Below are 17,137 nucleotides of genomic sequence, written 5' to 3'. Positions count from 1 at the left end.
AACAATGAAAATACAAAGGGAATACAAAAAAGTCTTTGACAAACCTGAACAAATTGACTTATTACAGAAGAGATGCTGAGACTGAGACTGAGCGCTCGTTCTGATTTATTTTGATAACCAAGACAAAAAGATAGAAACCAAAGATCACCTGTACCATAAACCTTTTAATATGTCCTTATCCCAAGGAGTAATGGTTCATGAACAGTCTGTACTCTTTAAGCTTTTTTGACATCTATGAAAAAAATGCACTGCTAAGCCCTGACCATTGCGCCATCCACTGGAACAATGAAGATATCTCCTATTCAGCGCTTTTTTTGCAAACCCGCCAGCTGGCAAAGGGACTCTTTGATTTCAATCTTGAACCCGGATCAAGGATCGCCATCCTCAGCACCAACCATCCTTTTTTTTTCCATCTTTTCGGGGCTGCGGCAGCCTTGAATCTTTGCCTGGTCCTCATCAACCGCCGGTTAAGCCCCGAGGAAGTCGCCCATATAATTGAAGACACCACTCCTTGTGTAATTTTCAGCGACGCTGAAATGGCCGACCAGGCCCAAGCTTTGGCATCAACGCATTCTTGTCTGGATCATTGTTTTACCATTGACAAAGATGTGTCTCCCCTGTATCAGTCCCCCCCCCTTACCCGGGCTGTTGAATTCCGTCCCCATGATCCCTTTGTGATCATCCACACGGCAGCAGTCCAGGGAAAACCAAGGGGAGCTGTACTGAGCCAGGAAAATATAATCTTGTCCAACCTGCAACTGATCCATACCTTTGGCCTGAACAAGACCAAGACCTATCTAAACATCCTGCCGTTGTTCCATATAATGGGGGTGAATTTTGGTTTGGCAGCCCTCATGGCCGGGGGAAAAAATGTTATAATAGAACGCTTTAATCCCCAGCACACCCTTGATCTTATCCAGGAACAAAAAGTAACACTTTTAGGTTCCTTCCCACCTATATTAACCACCCTCTTAGACCTCATTGAAACGGAAACTTTTGACCTGTCCAGCCTTGAAATTGTGGCAGGACTTGAGATGCCCGATACGGTAAAAAAATGGGAGGCCAAAACCGGCTCCACATTCTGGACCATGTACGGCCAGACCGAGACCTCGGGACTGATTTCCTTTTCTGAATACTTTAGGCAACCTGGGTCGGCAGGTAAAATTTCCCTGCTTGCCTTCATTCAAATTGTTGATAGCCTTGATACTTTTTTGCCCTTGAATACTATGGGTGAAATCGTCCTCAAAGGCCCACTGGTTTTCCAAGGGTATTGGAATGCCCCTGACCTGAACGAACTCACCTTCAGGGAAGGCTGGCACCATACCGGAGATCTCGGGATGATTGATTCCGACGGTTTTTTATTCTTCAAGGGTAGGAAAGCGGAACGAGAGCTCATCAAACCAGGGGGGGAAAATGTCTTTCCCGCAGAAGTGGAAAAGGCCATTCTCCAGCATGAAGCAGTGGAAAACGTCTGTGTATTCGGAGTGCCCGACCCAAAATTTGGAGAAGGTATCAAAGCGGTTATTGCCCTTCACCCCGGAAAAAAACTGACAAAAAAAGATCTGATTGCCTTTACCGGGTCTTTGATTGCCGGCTACAAAAAACCAAGATATATTGAATTCATTGACCAATTGCCAAAAACAAAAGACGGGTCCATTGACCGGATAAAAATAAAGACAGACTTTTCTTAAACTGTTCCGGCAATCGTATTCACTAGGTTTAAATCATTGATGATGGGAGGTGGCATCTGGTTCAATCATTTTTATCGTTTTGTACACCCTTTTTGTCTCGCAGTTTAGACTGCGAACGTTTTCGTTAATCTGACATAAAGAATTTGGACTTTATATGGCACATTTAAATATCTCAGATGTAACTCTCTCCTTTGGCGGACTCAAAGCCTTGTCCAACGTGGACATGAAAATTGAGCCGGGTCTTATCACCTCCATCATCGGCCCCAATGGCGCCGGCAAAACAAGCATGCTCAATTGTATCTCAGGTTTTTATCACCCCACAAAGGGGGATATTTTCTACAAGGAGAAAAAACTCACCCATGCCTCTCCCCACCAGGTGTCCACCATGGGGATTTCCAGAGCATTTCAAAATCTTGAACTTTTTTCAGGTCTTTCAGTCCTGGACAACCTGCTCCTGGCCCGGCATCAAAATTTGAAATACAGTTTTCTCCAGGCGGTCTGGTTTTATGGAAAAGCCTCCAGGGTGGAAGCTGAAAACCGAGCCTTTGTGGAAGGCATTATTGATTTTATGGAACTGGAACCCTATCGAAAAAGTCTTGTGGGCAACTTAAGTTACGGGGTTCAAAAAAAAGTAGAAGTAGCCCGTGCCTTAACCCTTGCACCGGATATATTGCTCTTAGATGAACCCATGGCCGGAATGAACCAGGAAGAGAAAGAGGACATTGTCCGATTTGTCATGGATATCCAAAAAGAGCGGGGGATTACCGTGGTCCTGGTGGAGCACGACCTCGGGGTTGTCATGGATATTTCAGACAGAATCTATGTTCTTGATTTCGGCGAGGTGATAGGGTCCGGAACCCCGGAAGAAGTCGCCCAGAATCCTACCGTTATTGAAGCCTATATTGGAGAGGACTAAATCTATGAGCAATAATGATCACTTACTTGAATACTCCATTCCCCAATTGCTGCGCTGGCGGGTGGGGACCTCTCCCAAACGGCCAGCTTTACGAGAAAAAGATTTTGGAATCTGGAATACCTATACCTGGGAAGACTATTATGATCATGTACGAAAAACAGCCCTGGGCCTGCAGCACATCGGGCTTACCCGCGGGGATACCATTGCCATCATCTCTGATAATATCCCGGAACTCTTGTTTACAGCCATTGGTGCCCACTCCATCGGTGCCATTTCAGCAGGTATTTACCAAACCAGCATGCCCGCTGAAATTGCCCAGATTCTTCAATACCTGAAAGTCTCTGTCGTCTTTTGCGATAACCAGGAACAGGTGGACAAGGTGCTTGATGTCAGAGATCTTATCCCCAATGTTAAAAAAATTATTTTTGAAGATCCAAGGGGAATGAGAGAGTATATGTCCGATGACTGGTTCATAGATATCCAGGATCTCTACAAACTGGGGGAGAAAGAACATGCCGTCTCTCCAGATCTTTTTGAAACCCTTGTGGATCAAGGGAAACCTGATGATCCCTGCCATCTCTGCCTGACCTCTGGAACCACGGGACTTCCCAAGGGTACCATCATGACCCATAAAAATTATATAAACATGGGGGTTCAAATCACCCAAGTCGACCCCCTGGAACCCACGGATGAATATGTCTCATTTCTGCCCTTTGCCTGGATCGGCGAACAGATGAACTCGTTTGGTATTGCCATGGCCACGGGAATTACCATCAACTTTCCTGAATCCGTTGAAACTGCCATGTCTGACCTCAAAGAAATCGGCCCCCACTTCATGTTTGGGGCCCCCAGGATTTATGAAACCATACGAAGCGAAATTTGGCTGAAAATTGACCAGTCCTATTGGTTGAACAAGCTGCTATACAATTATTTTATCAAGGTGGGTCTGAAAGCGGCAAGTTTCAAGATGACAGGGAAATCCATGTCCCTGGGATTAAGGCTGAAATCCTGGCTGGGCACCCAGATGGTCATCAGGCCCCTGATCAACCAAATCGGCCTCATGCGACTTAGACGGGCCTATACAGGTGGTGCGGCTCTAGGCCCTGAACTCTTTACCTTTTACCAGGCCATCGGTGTAAATCTAAAACAGATTTACGGCCAGACCGAAATCACAGGAATCGCCTACATGCACAGGGACGGGGATGTCCGTCCGGAAACCGTTGGCAAACCCCTACCCGGTACTGAATGCAAAATAGCCGATGACGGGGAAATCCTGTCAAAATCGGCCTCTGTTTCCCCCGGGTATTTTGATATGCCTGAAAAAAGCGCAGAAGCCCTGGAAGGCGGATGGCTTCATTCCGGGGATGCCGGGTTTATTGATGAGCATGGACACCTGGTGGTCATTGACCGTCTGTCAGATGTGATGCACAATAAAAAGGATGAGATGTTCTCTCCCATGTTCCTGGAAAATGCCCTCAAATTTTCTCCCTATATAAAAGAGGCGGTTATCTATGGGAACAAGGAAGATTTTGTGGCCTGTCTGATCAACGTCGACCCAGTTGTTGTGGGAAAATGGGCAGAGGATAAGGGGATTTCCTTTACAACCTATATGGATCTTGCCGGCAAACCGGAAGTGGCCAAACTTATGATGGAACAGGTTCTGGATGTTAACTCCCGGGCTGAAAAAGAACATTTTAAAATCAAACGGTTTGCCCTGCTCTATAAACTATTGGATATGGATGACGGGGAATTGACCAAAACCGGCAAAATTCGCCGTAAATTTGTACAGGAAAGATACCAGAACCTGTATGATGCACTCTACGATGAAACCATTGATACTAAAGAAGTTGAAGCCTCCTTCCAGTATCAGGATGGACAGTCGAATATTGTCAAAACAAGCATTGCTTTTTACACGGTGAAAGGAGTCTAAAGAAATCTGATGAGTTATTTTTTTCAAATTGTAATCAGCGGCATTGTGGTGGGCTCCATTTATGCACTAGCCGCATTGGGGTTGGTACTGGTGTATAAATCAAGCCGTGTGGCAAACTTTGCCCATGGACAGATTATCGCTGCCGGGGCGTTTATCACCTACTATCTTACGGTTTCACTGGGGGTGCCGATTTTCTTTTCTTTTATCGCCAGCATGATCATCACCTTCTTTCTGGCCATGAGTGTTGAGAAAATATTTTTGCGACGTCTGATCGGAGAACCCATCATATCCGTCATTATGGTCACCATCGGATTGGGATCAATTCTGGATGGGTTGATATATCTGACGCCCTTTGGAAGTGAAAATTTTTCATTTCCTAATTTTCTTCCCCAGGCCCCCCTGGCCCTTGGCGGTGTTTCCATCTCCTGGACACAGCTTGTGGGAATTATCATCACCTTCATCCTCATTGGCGGACTCTCCTGGTTTTTCAAAAAATCAACCATTGGCATATCAATGAGAGCCGTGTCCGATGATCAGTTCGGTTCCATGTCGGTGGGTATCTCAGTACCAAAAGTTTTTGGTCTTGCCTGGGCGCTGGCAGGTTTAACTGCGGCAGCAGCAGGGTGTATTATTGGTAATATTACAGGGTTGAATTTTGACACCCTCCATGCCTTTGGAATTATCGTATTCCCTGTCATCATTTTGGGGGGGCTTGATTCCATCCTTGGGGCTGTTGTGGCAGGCATCATCATTGGATTAATCCAGCAGTTTTCCAGCGGATACCTGGACGGCAATTGGGGGTTAAGCGGCACAGGTGAAGTCATGCCCTATATCATCCTGGTCGTTGTTCTTTTTTTTAAACCACATGGATTATTTGGAATCCATGAAATTGAGCGGGTGTAATCTATGTCAGCAAATTCATGGTTAGCAACGGGAAATTTTTTTACAACCTATAAACAGGAACAACGGACATTTCTAACAAGCCTGGACAGAACATTTTTCACCTTTTTCCTGGTCCTCCTGTTTGGATGGCCCCTGATGTTCGAGCTGAGCAATAAATATATGCTGGTGGTTGACAATGTTCTCATCGCCATTGTTGCCGTCATGGGTCTGAACCTTGTGACAGGATTTGCCGGACTGATATCCATAGGCCATGCGGCTTTTGTGGGAATTGGTGCGTATACCATCGCATCTTTTTGCCGTACAATTGGTGAATCTCATATTATCATTACCCATTTCTGGCCTGTATTGATTGTTGTAAGTGGTCTTGTGGGCGCAGTTTTTGGCGCAATTGTCGGCCTGCCCGCATTGAGATTGAAACATCTTTATCTCGCCATAGCCACCCTGTCCTTTCAGATGATTTTTGAATGGACGATCCAATTCATGACCTTTTTCAACCAGGGACAGACCATTTATGTTGGCAGGGTTTTCTGGTTTACCGGTAAAGTAGGAAGAAAGGATCATTACCTGTTCTGGTATTTCATTATCCTGACCATTGTCATTCTCCTGGGATTTGGGATCAGAAATCTTTTAAAAACCCGATACGGCAGATGCCTTATGGCTGTCAGGGACAATGATAGGGCTGCAGATGCCATGGGAATGAACCCGGGGCTGACAAAGGTATATGCCTTTGCCCTGGCCGGTTTTTTTGCAGGAGTAGCAGGTGCCCTGCATGCCTATGTTTACCGGGGGGTCGGGTTTGAATCCTTTACCCTCCACGAATCTGTCGGCTATCTTGCCATGGCCATTGTCGGCGGATTGGGAACCTTGAACGGGTCTTTCTGGGGACCAGTTGCCATAAAATTTTTGGACCTGCAGGTGGAAACCCTTGCTGAAACCGCAGCACAATACCTGCCATCCAGCATGAATCTTGCGACAGCACTGAAACCCTTTACATTTGGTCTGGTGATTGTCCTGTTTTTAATGTTTGAGCCCCGGGGGATAGCAAACTGGTGGCGGATCATAAAATCATATACCAAATTATGGCCATTCCGGTATTAAGGTGCATCAGGCCTTTAATATAGTTTTAGGTGTTATTAACCCAATAGGAGGAGAATAAACATGAAGAGCAGAAATTTTTTAACAGCATTACTGATTCTTATCGTTATGTTTGCATTTACCACTGTAAATGCCGGAGGAAAAGTTTACAAGCTTGGCATGTCCCTGGCAATCACGGGCCCGACATCTGATGCAGGAAATCCTTATGCAAAAGGTACTGAAGATTATTTTAAGTTTGTTAATGATACCAAAATGCTTGGGGAAGACACGATAGACTGTACCATCAGAGATGATCAATACAAAACCGACATCACCAAAAGAAATTTTGAAGAGTATCTTGATGACGGCATTGTCATGTATCTCAACTATTCCACCGGAAGTACCCTGGGCTTAAAAAGGGATTTTGATGAAGAAAAGATTGCGGTTCTTCCTGCCTCTTACCATAAAGGGAATCTGGATGATTCAAATTATATTTTCCTTCCCATTGCATCCTATTCAGACCAGCTTGTAAATCTTGCTGAATATGTTGCAAAAAATAATAAAGGCGGAAAAGCAAAAGTTGCTTTGTTTGTTCACCCTTCGGCCTTTGGCCGGGGTCCTGTTTCAGATGTGGAAAAAGCAGTTGCAGCGGGGCTTAACATAGAGCTTGTCGAAGTTGTTGAGCATGGTAAAGATCTTGACAATACCGCCATGTTAAAACGCCTTATGAGCAAAAATGTTCAGTATGTGATCTGCCAGACGATTCAGTCGCCGGTTGCAACCATGCTCAAAGATTCACAGCGTCTCGGGCTTACTGCCGCTTCTTTTGGGGAGAAAGGAAAAATAACCTTCATGGGTGCCCATTACACGGGGGGTAATGATCTTATTGCTCTGGCTGGAGATGCAACTGAAAATTATTTCTGGATAACTGCCTTTAATATTACGTCGGTTCCGGGCGAAGGAACGACAAAACAATTGGCCTTGGCAAAACTATTCGGTCGTGATGACAAAGCGGCTAATTCCCATAACTATGCAGCTGGCATCATGGTAGCCCAGGTTACAACAGAAGCCATCAAGAGGGCAAAAGTTGCCGGCCTTGAGATAAACAAAGCCAACCTTTACAATACACTCAACAAAATGAATGGTGCCAATGCATATAGTCCCTATACAACAACTGGTCCTGTAACCTATTCTAAAACAGACCGTGCCGGTGTTGATCTGCTCCAGATTTACAGTGTACAGGACGGTGTCTTTAAAGCAGTAGGAAAACCGCTGGCGTCTGAATACATGAAAAAAATCAAATAAGCGTTTTTTATTGAGCCCTAATCAATAAAAAATAAGCTGAACCTTAACTTACCGGAAATCCGTTTTAAATTAAAATTGGTTCCCGGTAAGTTTAACCCCATAATTAAAGCCCAAATATAAAGACAATACACATGGAAAAAAATCTGCTGGAAGTCAACAATATTGAAGTTGTCTATAACGACATTATTCAAGTACTTCGTGGTGTTAGTCTTAACGTGCCCAAGGGAAAAATTGTCGCTTTGCTTGGCACCAACGGTGCGGGCAAAACCACCACTTTAAGAGCCATCAGCGGCCTTTTAAAACCGGAAAACGGCGCCATCAAGGAAGGGTATATTAATTTTAATGAAACGAATACAACCCAGCTTTCAGGGACAGACATAGTGAAACTGGGAGCCGTCATGGTACCTGAAGGCAGAAGGATATTTAAACATCTGACAGTGAATGAAAATATTCTGGTGGGATCCATTACACGCAAAGACAAATCGAAAAAAATCCGAGAAGACAACGAACTGATGTACAAACACTTCCCCCGACTCTCCAAAGTGACCAACCGGATGGCGGGATACAGCTCCGGAGGAGAACAGCAGATGATTGCCATTGCAAGGGCCTTGATGGCTGCCCCTGAAATGCTCATGCTGGATGAACCTTCCCTTGGCCTTGCACCCATTCTTGTAAAAGAAATATTTGAAAACATAAAAAAAATAAACCGAGACCTTGACACCACCATCCTGGTGGTGGAACAAAATGCCAAGGTTGCCCTTGCCATTTCCGATTATGCATATATCATGGAGTCTGGTAAAATCGTTCTTGAAGGTCCCTCGGATGAACTGCAAAACAACCCGGATGTCAAAGAATTTTACATGGGCATCACCAAGGGCGGAGGTCGAAAATCTTTTAAGGATGTTAAATCTTACAAGAGACGCAAACGGTGGATGTGATATCCACCTGGTGGATGTAATACACCTGCTATAATGTAGACGGCTAATTTAGGAGTTCAAAATGAAGATACTGGTGGGTTATGATGGTGGAGAAGTTGGCAGGGTTGCATTATCCTTTGCAAGGGATATGGCAGGCATTTACAGTGCGTTTGTTTATGTGGTCACCTCCATGGAAGGGGGAAGTTCTGAACGGCAGGCAGATATCATCAAGGCCGAGGAAGACCTTGGGTTTGCTCGGCAACTCATGGAAAACTCAGGTATCGCCTGCGAGGCCCAGCAAAGTGTCCGGGGACTGTCCGCCGGCGAAGACCTGGTACTCTTTGCAAGGGAAAATGATATCGACCATATTTTTCTGGGCATCCGAAAAAAATCCCGTGCCCAGAAAGCCATTCTCGGCTCAACCGCACGATATGTGATTCTAAAAGCCCATTGCCCTGTCACAACCGTCAAGTTTGACGTTGCCTCTATTTTATCCGAAGACCTTTTAAAGGACAGACGCGTATTGGTGGTGGATGATGAACCCGATATTCTTGAAACCATTGAAGAACTCCTGGATATGTGCACCCTTGAGACAGCCAACTCCTTTGAAACAGCCAAACGCCTGATTGAAAACAATAGATATGACCTTGCCATCCTTGATATCATGGGGGTAAGCGGTTATGATATTTTAGAACTTGCCAGGGAGAAAAAAGTGCCCGCCCTCATGCTCACGGCCCATGCCCTGACGCCTGAAAATCTTAAGGAATCCATCCAGAAAGGGGCAGACTCCTATATCCCCAAGGATGAACTGGCAAACCTGACCGGTCATGCCGCAGACGTCATCCGGGCCAGGATTGAGGGCAAACAGGGGTATGGATCCTGGTTCTCCAATCTTAAGCCTTTCTTTGACAAATCATTCGGCAAGGGCTGGCGGGAAAAGGACCGATCTTTCTGGAACTCCTTTGATGACAAATATGGGGGATAAGATTTCAGGTCCCACTCCAAAAAAATGATTGAAATACAAAAGGGCAGTGAATATCGCTCCTGCCCTTTTTGCATTTCTCTCAACCTTCACGCAAAAAATATTCATCTGTTCTTATACATAGAAATATTGTATAACGCCCCATGTGCCAACTCAACTGACAAAGGAATCAACCATGAAAAAGTATTTATCCGTCATTATGTCTGTAGCGGCAGTTTTTTTTCTATCAAACCTGTCCCTTGCAAATGATGCCCCCCTTATCGGCATTTCAAAAATCGTTGCCCACCCGGCCCTGGATGCACTGGAACAAGGCGTTCAGGATGGGTTAAAACTAAGTTTTCCCAATGCAAAATTCGATCTTCAGAACGCCAACGGAGAGATCTCCACGGCATCATCCATCGCCCAGAAGTTTAAGGCTGAAAAGGTCGCCATAGCCGTTGGGATTGCCACACCAACGGCCCAGGCCCTGGTCAATACCGTTAAAGACAGTCCTGTCATCTATTGCGCTGTAACCGACCCTGTGGGAGCTGGCCTCATCGGCTCCACAACAACAGGAGAAAAAAATATCACCGGCATATCCGACATGACCCCGGTGAAAGAGCAGATTGAGCTTCTAACAAGGATCAAAGAGATTAAAACCCTGGGACACATCTACTCAAGCTCTGAAGCCAATGCGGTCAGCCTTGCCGCAATCGCCCGCCAGGTCTGCAAGGACAAGGGAATCGAGTTTGTCGAAGCCACCATCACCAATTCCGCAGAGGTAAAACAGGCGGTTCAGGCCATCGCAGGAAGGGTGGACGGGATATACCTGAGCAATGACAACACGGTTTTTTCCGCACTGGGAGCTGTGACAAGTGTTGCCAGAAAACATAAGATCCCGATCATGTCAGCAGACCCAAGCTCGGCCCAAACCCATGAAATTTTAATCGCATGGGGATTTGATTATTATAAAATGGGAGTGGCCACAGGCAAACTGGTTTCAAGGGTTCTAAAAGGGGAAAAACCGGAAACCATCCCGACTATTTTCATGACCGAACCTGGGGATGTGGATCTTCTGATTAACCTGGATCAGGCAAAATTTCTCGGACTGACCATTCCCGATGATATCATAGCTAAAGCAAACACCATCATTAAAGATGGAAAGGTAACACACAATTAAAACAGCTTCCAGTGAGCTTGTAACTCCCATCAAAGGCTAAAAATAAGATGATTGAAGGAATTTTTGTTGAGGGCCTGATCTATTCGATCATGGCCCTTGGCGTTTTTTTTACATTTCGGATACTTGATTTTCCCGACCTGACCGTTGACGGATCTTTTCCCATGGGGGCTGTTATCATGGCCATGTCCATAAAAAGCGGCATCAGTCTGCCCGTGGGTCTTCTGCTCTCCCTTACCGGCGGGATCCTGGCCGGTTTTGTTACGGCTGCCATCCACAATTACCTGAAGGTCCCCCATCTTCTGGCCGGGATTCTGACCATGACCATGCTCTATTCCATCAATATCAGAATCCTGGGAGGTCGGGCCAACCTTCCCCTGCTCAGGGTGGAAACCATCATGACAAAGGTATCAACCCTGACCCACCGCTTCATGCCAGAAGAAATTGCATACCTCGTGTTTTTCCTGGCCGTGGTGCTGATCATAAAATTGATGATGGATATTTTTTTCCACACCGATATGGGCCTTGTCTTTGGCGCCCTTGGAAACAATCAGCAGATGGTGGTCACCCAGGGGATAAATCCGGCAACCATGAAATTAATCGGTGTGGGTCTTTCCAACGGGTTAGTGGCTCTGTCGGGTGCCTTTGCCGCACAATACCAGGGATTTGCCGACATCAACCTGGGCCAGGGGATTGTTATTTCCGGCCTGGCATCGGTGATGCTGGGGGAGTTTTTGCTTAAATCAGAAAAGATTTCCATCCTGACCACAAGGGTCATACTGGGTGCCATTTTGTACAAGGCCATCATGTACCTGGGGCGATATTACGGGTATTATGTCAACCTGACGCCCAATGACTTGAAACTGTTGTCGGGAATTTTGATCATCGTCTCCCTGATGATCACCAATTATAAATCCATGCGCAGATAAAACTGGGCCGAGTATAAATATGATCCGTCTCACAGATATAAACAAACGGTTTAACGAAACAACCCCCAATGAGGTCCATTTAATTAAAGACCTCAATCTCCATGTAAAAAAAGGGGATTTTATCACCATCATCGGCAGCAATGGCGCCGGCAAAACAACGCTTTTCAATCTAATCTCAGGCAACCTTCTGCCAAGTTCCGGATCCATATTTATCCACCAACGAGAGGTCACAAAAGATCCGGAATACAAACGGGCAAACGACCTTGGCAGAATTTTCCAGGACCCGCTTCTGGGAACCGCTTCGAGTATGACCCTTGAAGACAATATGATGATCACCTATAAAAAAGGATTCAAATGGCTGAATATCAGCCTGGACAGAAAAATGCGGAATTTTTTCAAAACAGAATTGATCCAGCTGGACATGGGGCTTGAAAATCGCATGCGAGAAAACGTTTGCATGCTGTCCGGCGGCCAGCGCCAGGCCTTGACACTGCTGATGACCGTGCTTTCAAGCCCTAAAATCCTTCTTCTGGACGAACACACGGCAGCCCTGGACCCCAGGAATGCCGCCATTGTCATGGACCTGACCCGCCAATTCATCCGGGACCATTCCCTGACAACCCTCATGATCACCCACAACATGAAACATGCCATTGAATACGGGAACCGGCTCCTCATGATGGACAGCGGAGAGATCATCATCGATATTGACGGAGACGAAAAAAAGAATCTTACCCCGGGTAAACTGGTTGAAATGTTCAGTGAAATCCGCAAAAAAGAGTTTGAAAACGATGAAGTTCTCCTGACAAAATAATCACGCTCCCGCATGGGGAGCGACCCAACCTCCGGTATCCACGCATGGGGATAACTTTGTTTCAATCCACGCTCCCGCATGGGGAGCGCCGTTGTCAAGATCCTGTTTGATTTTCTGAATAATGGCTGACCTGTACTCCCCGCACATCAGTGCGGAAAGATGGATCGTCCCTTCCGGCATCAGCCGGAACAGCTCATAACAATCTCGGCGGGTATTGACCACACAAAGAACCTGATCGTATTTCTTAAGATTTTCCGCAATCTGTTCCCATGTGGACCGGGCATTTAAATCCTGCGGAAATACAGTCTGAGTTCGTTTGAGTTGTTCATAAAGTTTACCTGGATTTGCAATGATTTCACGAGGCTGGTCAAGACCCGTCAAGGACAGTTGCGTGGCGGTTGCAAGGACCATGGTGACCTTGTAGTGCCGGGTGAGATGATTGATAATGCTGACGCATGGTTCAAGAAGAGATGGGGGCAGAAGTTGCGCCTCGTCTAGGATGACGACACTGTTGACAATGTTGTGAAGTTTGCGGCAGCGGCCAGGTTTTGCCGCATATAAGGATTCGAAGAACTGAACGTTTGTGGTAACTCAACAGGGGCGTCCCAGTTTTCAGAAGCAAGTCGGGACCGCTGGGTTTCCTTTTCCGGATCAAGGTTGCTGTGATGTTCGACAATATTTTCCGCCCCAAAAATATCCCCAAGTATTTTTGCGGTTTGTTCAATAATGCTCGTGTAGGGGATTACATAAATGATCCGTTCTTTTCCTTTTTTTACGGCGTGGTCAAGGGCAAACGCCATCCCGGAAAGGGTTTTACCGCCGCCGGTGGGAACACTGAAGGAAAAGAGACCGGAATCGTTATTGGCTGCACTTCTGCAAGCGGATAATATATTATTCCGTATGGTATTGATGAATTTTCAGGATTTTTTTGGGTCATTTTCACCATATGGATATCGAACAATTTCTTTAATTCCGATACAGTGGGATATTCCCCTCTTGTTTTCGGATTATCCAGAGTCATAACCTTTTCCGTGTCCAGGAAATCAGCAGGCATTGTCCTTGCGGCAATAAAATCGTTTGTGACGAAACGGTTAAATTAGGAATCCACAATGAAACAGACAAAAGACCATACGACATCCAGCCGCATCCCGTCAACCAATTGTGATCTTTGGAGAAAATAATTTTGGACATGAAAAAAGGGCCTTTGCATTAGAGATGCAAGGAGAACCGGTCAGAATGATTTTTGGACAATTCTTTTCGAAAAATTCTTTGGGATTGCAGTTCTTCAAGACTATACAAGACACGCCTGCGAGGACAACATGCCAACCGGAACTATAATACCACCGTGATGGTATCCGGGTAAAGCGTCAGGGATTCAAGACCTGTTTTCGTAACCAGAAGGGTATTTTCTATTCCCAGCACTCCTTGGCCCGGAAGGATCACCTTGGGCTCAAGAGCTATGAGCATCCCTGCTTCAAGGGGTAGGGTCTGGCCCTCATTGGGGTTAAGGCCTGCCCCACCCGTGGGAGAGGCAAGGGCACCGGGGACGGCAGCGCCAGCACCGCACATGGTATGGCCGTAGAACAAATAATTGTCCCATATGCGCATACGGATCAATCCCTGGTGACCAAGTTTTCGGGCATCTGATCATACGTTTACATACAAAAAGAAGAAAATAAATGCGCGTCACAGAGATATACCATAAAAAACACCCTGTTATTTCAATAGAGTTCTTCCCCTATCGGGATGAAAAAACCCAACCAAATTTCAGCACGGTCGTTGATGATCTGACCACCTTGAACCCGGATTATCTGTCTGTCACATTCGGGGCAGGCGGATCCACAAAACTCGGTTCTTTTCAGACCGTCAAGACCCCGACAAAAGACAAGAACCTTCCCTGCGAGGCCTATATTGCAGGATATGGCCTGGGTCCGGATCAAATAACGGCCGTCCTGGATCAATACAAAGACCTTGGCATTGAAACCATCTTTGTCCTCCGGGGAGATAAACCCAAAAATGAAGACTTTATCGCCCATCTGGACAGTTTTACCTATGCCTCGGACCTGATCACATTTATCTCGGACCATTATGACTTCACCCTGGGTTGTGCGGAATACCCAGAAGGCCATATTGAAGCCCAAAGTCTTGAAAAGGACATGGAATCTCTCAAACTCAAGGTTGACAACAGTGCCCAATATTTCTACGACAATGATTATTTTTTCAAAAATGTTGAAAAATGCAGGCAAAAGGGCATAAATGTTCCCATTCTTCCCGGGGTCATGCCTGTTTATACCGTAAAAATGACCCGGGCATTATCCAGGATATGCGGTACAAAACTGACCGCCCCTCTCCTGGAAAAACTGGAAGCCGTAGATGCCGAAGACAAAAAAACCGTCCTGGATCTTGGCATTGCCTTTGGCGTTGCCCAGTGCAGGGACCTTCTCAAACGAAGGGTGGCGGGCCTTCACTTCTACACCATGAACCGAAGCCGCTCCACAAGGGAAATCATCACCCGCTTGAGACAAGACAAGGCCCTCTAAGCCTCTTGATTCAAGACTCGGCCATTGACAGCCAAAATCACGGCTGTCAATGCTTCTGAAACATTCTTTGAAATTCCATAGACCCAGCCCTGCACCCTGCCCAACAAATCCTGAATATGCCCAAATTCATTTATTTTATTTAAAAAAACAAGTTCAAATACGCACACATTCTTGTGTACAAGAGACCTGGCCTGTGATATCTAAAATGTCATAAGTTCAGCAGGTTTTATTAACCTTTTTTATTGCAAAATAGAGATATTAGTTATTATTCATGAAGCCCCTGGTTAAAAACACCATATTAAACACCCCTTTAAAAAAAAAATCAGTTGTCATGCTGGTAATAGATCGGATTAAACAGGCTCTAATTAATGGAGAACTGAAGCCCGGAGACTTTATTCCCTCGGAATCTGAATTGACTCAAAATCTGGGTGTAGGAAAATCAAGCGTGCGTGAAGCCACTAAAATGCTTCAGGCCATGGGGGTTCTTGAAGTCAAGCGCGGCCAGGGAACGGTTATTCGGAAAAATCCAGATGAAGACGCGTTAAATCCCATGGTTTTTCAGCTCATTCTGGCCAAGGGAATTCCCCAGGACCTGATTGACCTTCGTAAGATGTTTGAACCTGCCTATTCAATCATGGCCATGGAAAAAGCCACAGACGAGGATATCCTTACCATTGAAAAAACGCTGCTATCTTTTGAAGATGTTATACGCAACGGTATCCAGGATTCCAGCCATGATCTGGCCTTTCACATGGCAGTGCTTTTTGCCACCCATAACCGAATGGTCATCCGGATCGGAAAAACCCTTATGGAGCTTTTTGATGCGTCCATTGAGACATCAATGAAAGTTCTTCCCGACGTTGCCCTTAAAGATCACAAAGCAATTTTTAAGGCTTTACGCGAACGAGATGGAATCGCCCTACGTAAAGCCATTGTCACAAGTTCCATCAGCTGGGAAACCAGTCTTACCTACAAATAATTTAGAATAAAAAAGCCTGCTGTATTGTCTCTTTTGATGTCATCCCAGCGGCAAGAAGCACGATCAGTTTAATGCGGGCTTTTTTGCTGTCATAATCGTGTCCGGTTATGACTCCTTTTAACTTAAGGTCAACCACTCCGCCCGCAAAATCATATACGGGATGAACTCTTCCTTCTTCACATGCTGTGGTTATGATCACGTAAATTCCCTTTTCCACAGCTTTGGCAGCAGCCATTGCAACCATGGGAGTGACATGGCCGCGACCGACTCCTTCGATGACAAGTCCTTTGATTCCAAGGGTCACAGCACAGTCAATGAGCTGACCATCCCCACCCAGGCTTGCTTTTATGATTTCCACCCTGGGGATATCCTCTATGATTTCATAGGATTCGTGCCGGACGGGTCTGTTGATCATGAAAACCTCTCCCTTGTCAACATAGCCAAGATAGCCTGTGCCAAAACAGGTAAAAGTCTGTACATTAAAAGAATGCATTTTCTTTACATATTTAGCGCAAAACAAATATTCATTGAACAATACCAAAACCCCCATACCCCTGCAGTCAGGTGAAGAAGCCGCTGTGATGGCATCCCGGATATTGGTATAGGAGTCTGTTCCCTCTTCAAAGGGAGCCCGCTGGGAACCGGTCATGATAACAGGTCTTGGATCATTAATTACTAAATCCAAAAAATAGGAAGACTCTTCCAATGTGTCTGTTCCATGGGTTATGACAATTCCCATTACAGTGTCATCTGAAAAATATTCCAGAATTTTATTTTTAAGCAGAACAAGGTTTTCAAAGTCCATGGAATTGCTTGGAACCTGGAAAACCGAATCCACTTCAACGCAAATACCCGGATCAATTTTTTCCTTGTCAATCAATTTTTCCCCGGTCATGGCACCGGATGTAAATAACCCAGTTGTATTATTTTTAATACTGGCTATGGTTCCGCCAGTCGTTAGGACAACCACTCGTTTCATATGTTTAAAATCTCCCTGGATA

At 45.6% G+C, this 17,137-nt stretch carries 17 protein-coding genes; 13 read left to right on the top strand and 4 right to left on the bottom strand.

Annotated features, from left to right (window positions below; all coding sequences use genetic code 11):
- Window positions 1-197: 197 nt before the first annotated feature.
- The 11 genes from ACZ45G_RS02690 to ACZ45G_RS02640 all read left to right on the top strand — a co-directional run bounded on the left by ACZ45G_RS02690 (window position 198) and on the right by ACZ45G_RS02640 (window position 12,617).
- Window positions 198-1,691 carry an AMP-binding protein gene (locus tag ACZ45G_RS02690; RefSeq protein WP_464175118.1) on the top strand — a complete coding sequence of 498 codons (1,494 nt, stop codon included), beginning with the start codon at window positions 198-200 and terminating at the stop codon, window positions 1,689-1,691.
- A 154-nt stretch (window positions 1,692-1,845) separates the two neighbouring features.
- Window positions 1,846-2,607, top strand: coding sequence for an ABC transporter ATP-binding protein (locus tag ACZ45G_RS02685; protein ID WP_464175117.1), 762 nt, complete (start codon window positions 1,846-1,848; stop codon window positions 2,605-2,607).
- Window positions 2,608-2,611: 4 nt separating this feature from the next.
- Window positions 2,612-4,537 (top strand): AMP-binding protein, encoded by a 1,926-nt coding sequence (locus ACZ45G_RS02680; RefSeq protein WP_464175116.1) that lies wholly within the window; start codon window positions 2,612-2,614, stop codon window positions 4,535-4,537.
- A gap of 9 nt (window positions 4,538-4,546) precedes the next feature.
- On the top strand, window positions 4,547-5,440 hold the full coding sequence (locus tag ACZ45G_RS02675; RefSeq protein ID WP_464175115.1) for a branched-chain amino acid ABC transporter permease: 894 nt from the start codon (window positions 4,547-4,549) through the stop codon (window positions 5,438-5,440).
- A 3-nt stretch (window positions 5,441-5,443) separates the two neighbouring features.
- Entirely contained in the window at window positions 5,444-6,538 is a 1,095-nt protein-coding gene (locus ACZ45G_RS02670; RefSeq protein WP_464175114.1) for a branched-chain amino acid ABC transporter permease, read from the top strand.
- Window positions 6,539-6,598: 60 nt separating this feature from the next.
- The gene (locus tag ACZ45G_RS02665; RefSeq protein ID WP_464175113.1) at window positions 6,599-7,819 is read left to right on the top strand and encodes an ABC transporter substrate-binding protein; all 1,221 of its coding nucleotides are present in this window, start codon (window positions 6,599-6,601) and stop codon (window positions 7,817-7,819) included.
- Window positions 7,820-7,950: 131 nt separating this feature from the next.
- Complete coding sequence (locus tag ACZ45G_RS02660; RefSeq protein ID WP_464175112.1) at window positions 7,951-8,757, top strand: ABC transporter ATP-binding protein; 807 nt, start codon at window positions 7,951-7,953, stop codon at window positions 8,755-8,757.
- Window positions 8,758-8,818: 61 nt separating this feature from the next.
- Window positions 8,819-9,721 (top strand): universal stress protein, encoded by a 903-nt coding sequence (locus ACZ45G_RS02655; RefSeq protein ID WP_464175110.1) that lies wholly within the window; start codon window positions 8,819-8,821, stop codon window positions 9,719-9,721.
- A 172-nt stretch (window positions 9,722-9,893) separates the two neighbouring features.
- A complete protein-coding gene (locus ACZ45G_RS02650; RefSeq protein WP_464175109.1) occupies window positions 9,894-10,877 on the top strand; it encodes an ABC transporter substrate-binding protein in 984 nt (327 codons plus the stop codon).
- Between the two features lie 47 nt (window positions 10,878-10,924).
- Window positions 10,925-11,803 (top strand): ABC transporter permease, encoded by an 879-nt coding sequence (locus ACZ45G_RS02645; protein ID WP_464175108.1) that lies wholly within the window; start codon window positions 10,925-10,927, stop codon window positions 11,801-11,803.
- A 19-nt stretch (window positions 11,804-11,822) separates the two neighbouring features.
- Window positions 11,823-12,617 (top strand): ABC transporter ATP-binding protein, encoded by a 795-nt coding sequence (locus ACZ45G_RS02640; protein WP_464175107.1) that lies wholly within the window; start codon window positions 11,823-11,825, stop codon window positions 12,615-12,617.
- On the opposite strand, the gene ACZ45G_RS02635 is transcribed toward ACZ45G_RS02640, so the two are convergent.
- The 3 genes from ACZ45G_RS02635 to ACZ45G_RS02625 all read right to left on the bottom strand — a co-directional run bounded on the left by ACZ45G_RS02635 (window position 12,618) and on the right by ACZ45G_RS02625 (window position 14,225).
- Entirely contained in the window at window positions 12,618-13,028 is a 411-nt protein-coding gene (locus ACZ45G_RS02635; RefSeq protein WP_464175106.1) for a hypothetical protein, read from the bottom strand.
- An 83-nt stretch (window positions 13,029-13,111) separates the two neighbouring features.
- Window positions 13,112-13,507: a DEAD/DEAH box helicase gene (locus tag ACZ45G_RS02630; RefSeq protein ID WP_464179843.1), complete on the bottom strand. Its 396-nt coding sequence runs from the start codon at window positions 13,505-13,507 to the stop codon at window positions 13,112-13,114.
- A 442-nt stretch (window positions 13,508-13,949) separates the two neighbouring features.
- Complete coding sequence (locus ACZ45G_RS02625; RefSeq protein WP_464175105.1) at window positions 13,950-14,225, bottom strand: M24 family metallopeptidase; 276 nt, start codon at window positions 14,223-14,225, stop codon at window positions 13,950-13,952.
- A 71-nt stretch (window positions 14,226-14,296) separates the two neighbouring features.
- On the opposite strand from ACZ45G_RS02625, the gene ACZ45G_RS02620 reads away from it, so the two are divergent.
- Together ACZ45G_RS02620 and ACZ45G_RS02615 are read left to right on the top strand one after the other, a co-directional pair.
- A complete protein-coding gene (locus ACZ45G_RS02620) occupies window positions 14,297-15,157 on the top strand; it encodes a methylenetetrahydrofolate reductase (protein WP_464175104.1) in 861 nt (286 codons plus the stop codon).
- Window positions 15,158-15,428: 271 nt separating this feature from the next.
- The gene (locus ACZ45G_RS02615; protein WP_464175102.1) at window positions 15,429-16,136 is read left to right on the top strand and encodes a FadR/GntR family transcriptional regulator; all 708 of its coding nucleotides are present in this window, start codon (window positions 15,429-15,431) and stop codon (window positions 16,134-16,136) included.
- 1 nt (window position 16,137) lies between these two features.
- Here the strand turns inward: ACZ45G_RS02615 and ACZ45G_RS02610 are convergent, their stop codons facing one another.
- Window positions 16,138-17,115 (bottom strand): asparaginase, encoded by a 978-nt coding sequence (locus ACZ45G_RS02610; RefSeq protein ID WP_464175101.1) that lies wholly within the window; start codon window positions 17,113-17,115, stop codon window positions 16,138-16,140.
- Window positions 17,116-17,137: the final 22 nt, after the last annotated feature.

The organism is Desulfoconvexum algidum, from assembly GCF_055382125.1.
This window is presented reverse-complemented; position numbering and strand designations above follow the sequence as displayed.

Coding starts and splice junctions, on each gene's coding strand:
- ACZ45G_RS02690 (WP_464175118.1), top strand. CDS start 198: ATGAACAGTCTGTACTCTTTAAGCTTTTTTGACATCTATGAAAAAAAT.
- ACZ45G_RS02685 (WP_464175117.1), top strand. CDS start 1,846: ATGGCACATTTAAATATCTCAGATGTAACTCTCTCCTTTGGCGGACTC.
- ACZ45G_RS02680 (WP_464175116.1), top strand. CDS start 2,612: ATGAGCAATAATGATCACTTACTTGAATACTCCATTCCCCAATTGCTG.
- ACZ45G_RS02675 (WP_464175115.1), top strand. CDS start 4,547: ATGAGTTATTTTTTTCAAATTGTAATCAGCGGCATTGTGGTGGGCTCC.
- ACZ45G_RS02670 (WP_464175114.1), top strand. CDS start 5,444: ATGTCAGCAAATTCATGGTTAGCAACGGGAAATTTTTTTACAACCTAT.
- ACZ45G_RS02665 (WP_464175113.1), top strand. CDS start 6,599: ATGAAGAGCAGAAATTTTTTAACAGCATTACTGATTCTTATCGTTATG.
- ACZ45G_RS02660 (WP_464175112.1), top strand. CDS start 7,951: ATGGAAAAAAATCTGCTGGAAGTCAACAATATTGAAGTTGTCTATAAC.
- ACZ45G_RS02655 (WP_464175110.1), top strand. CDS start 8,819: ATGAAGATACTGGTGGGTTATGATGGTGGAGAAGTTGGCAGGGTTGCA.
- ACZ45G_RS02650 (WP_464175109.1), top strand. CDS start 9,894: ATGAAAAAGTATTTATCCGTCATTATGTCTGTAGCGGCAGTTTTTTTT.
- ACZ45G_RS02645 (WP_464175108.1), top strand. CDS start 10,925: ATGATTGAAGGAATTTTTGTTGAGGGCCTGATCTATTCGATCATGGCC.
- ACZ45G_RS02640 (WP_464175107.1), top strand. CDS start 11,823: ATGATCCGTCTCACAGATATAAACAAACGGTTTAACGAAACAACCCCC.
- ACZ45G_RS02635 (WP_464175106.1), bottom strand. CDS start 13,028: ATGGTCCTTGCAACCGCCACGCAACTGTCCTTGACGGGTCTTGACCAG.
- ACZ45G_RS02625 (WP_464175105.1), bottom strand. CDS start 14,225: ATGCGCATATGGGACAATTATTTGTTCTACGGCCATACCATGTGCGGT.
- ACZ45G_RS02620 (WP_464175104.1), top strand. CDS start 14,297: ATGCGCGTCACAGAGATATACCATAAAAAACACCCTGTTATTTCAATA.
- ACZ45G_RS02615 (WP_464175102.1), top strand. CDS start 15,429: ATGAAGCCCCTGGTTAAAAACACCATATTAAACACCCCTTTAAAAAAA.
- ACZ45G_RS02610 (WP_464175101.1), bottom strand. CDS start 17,115: ATGAAACGAGTGGTTGTCCTAACGACTGGCGGAACCATAGCCAGTATT.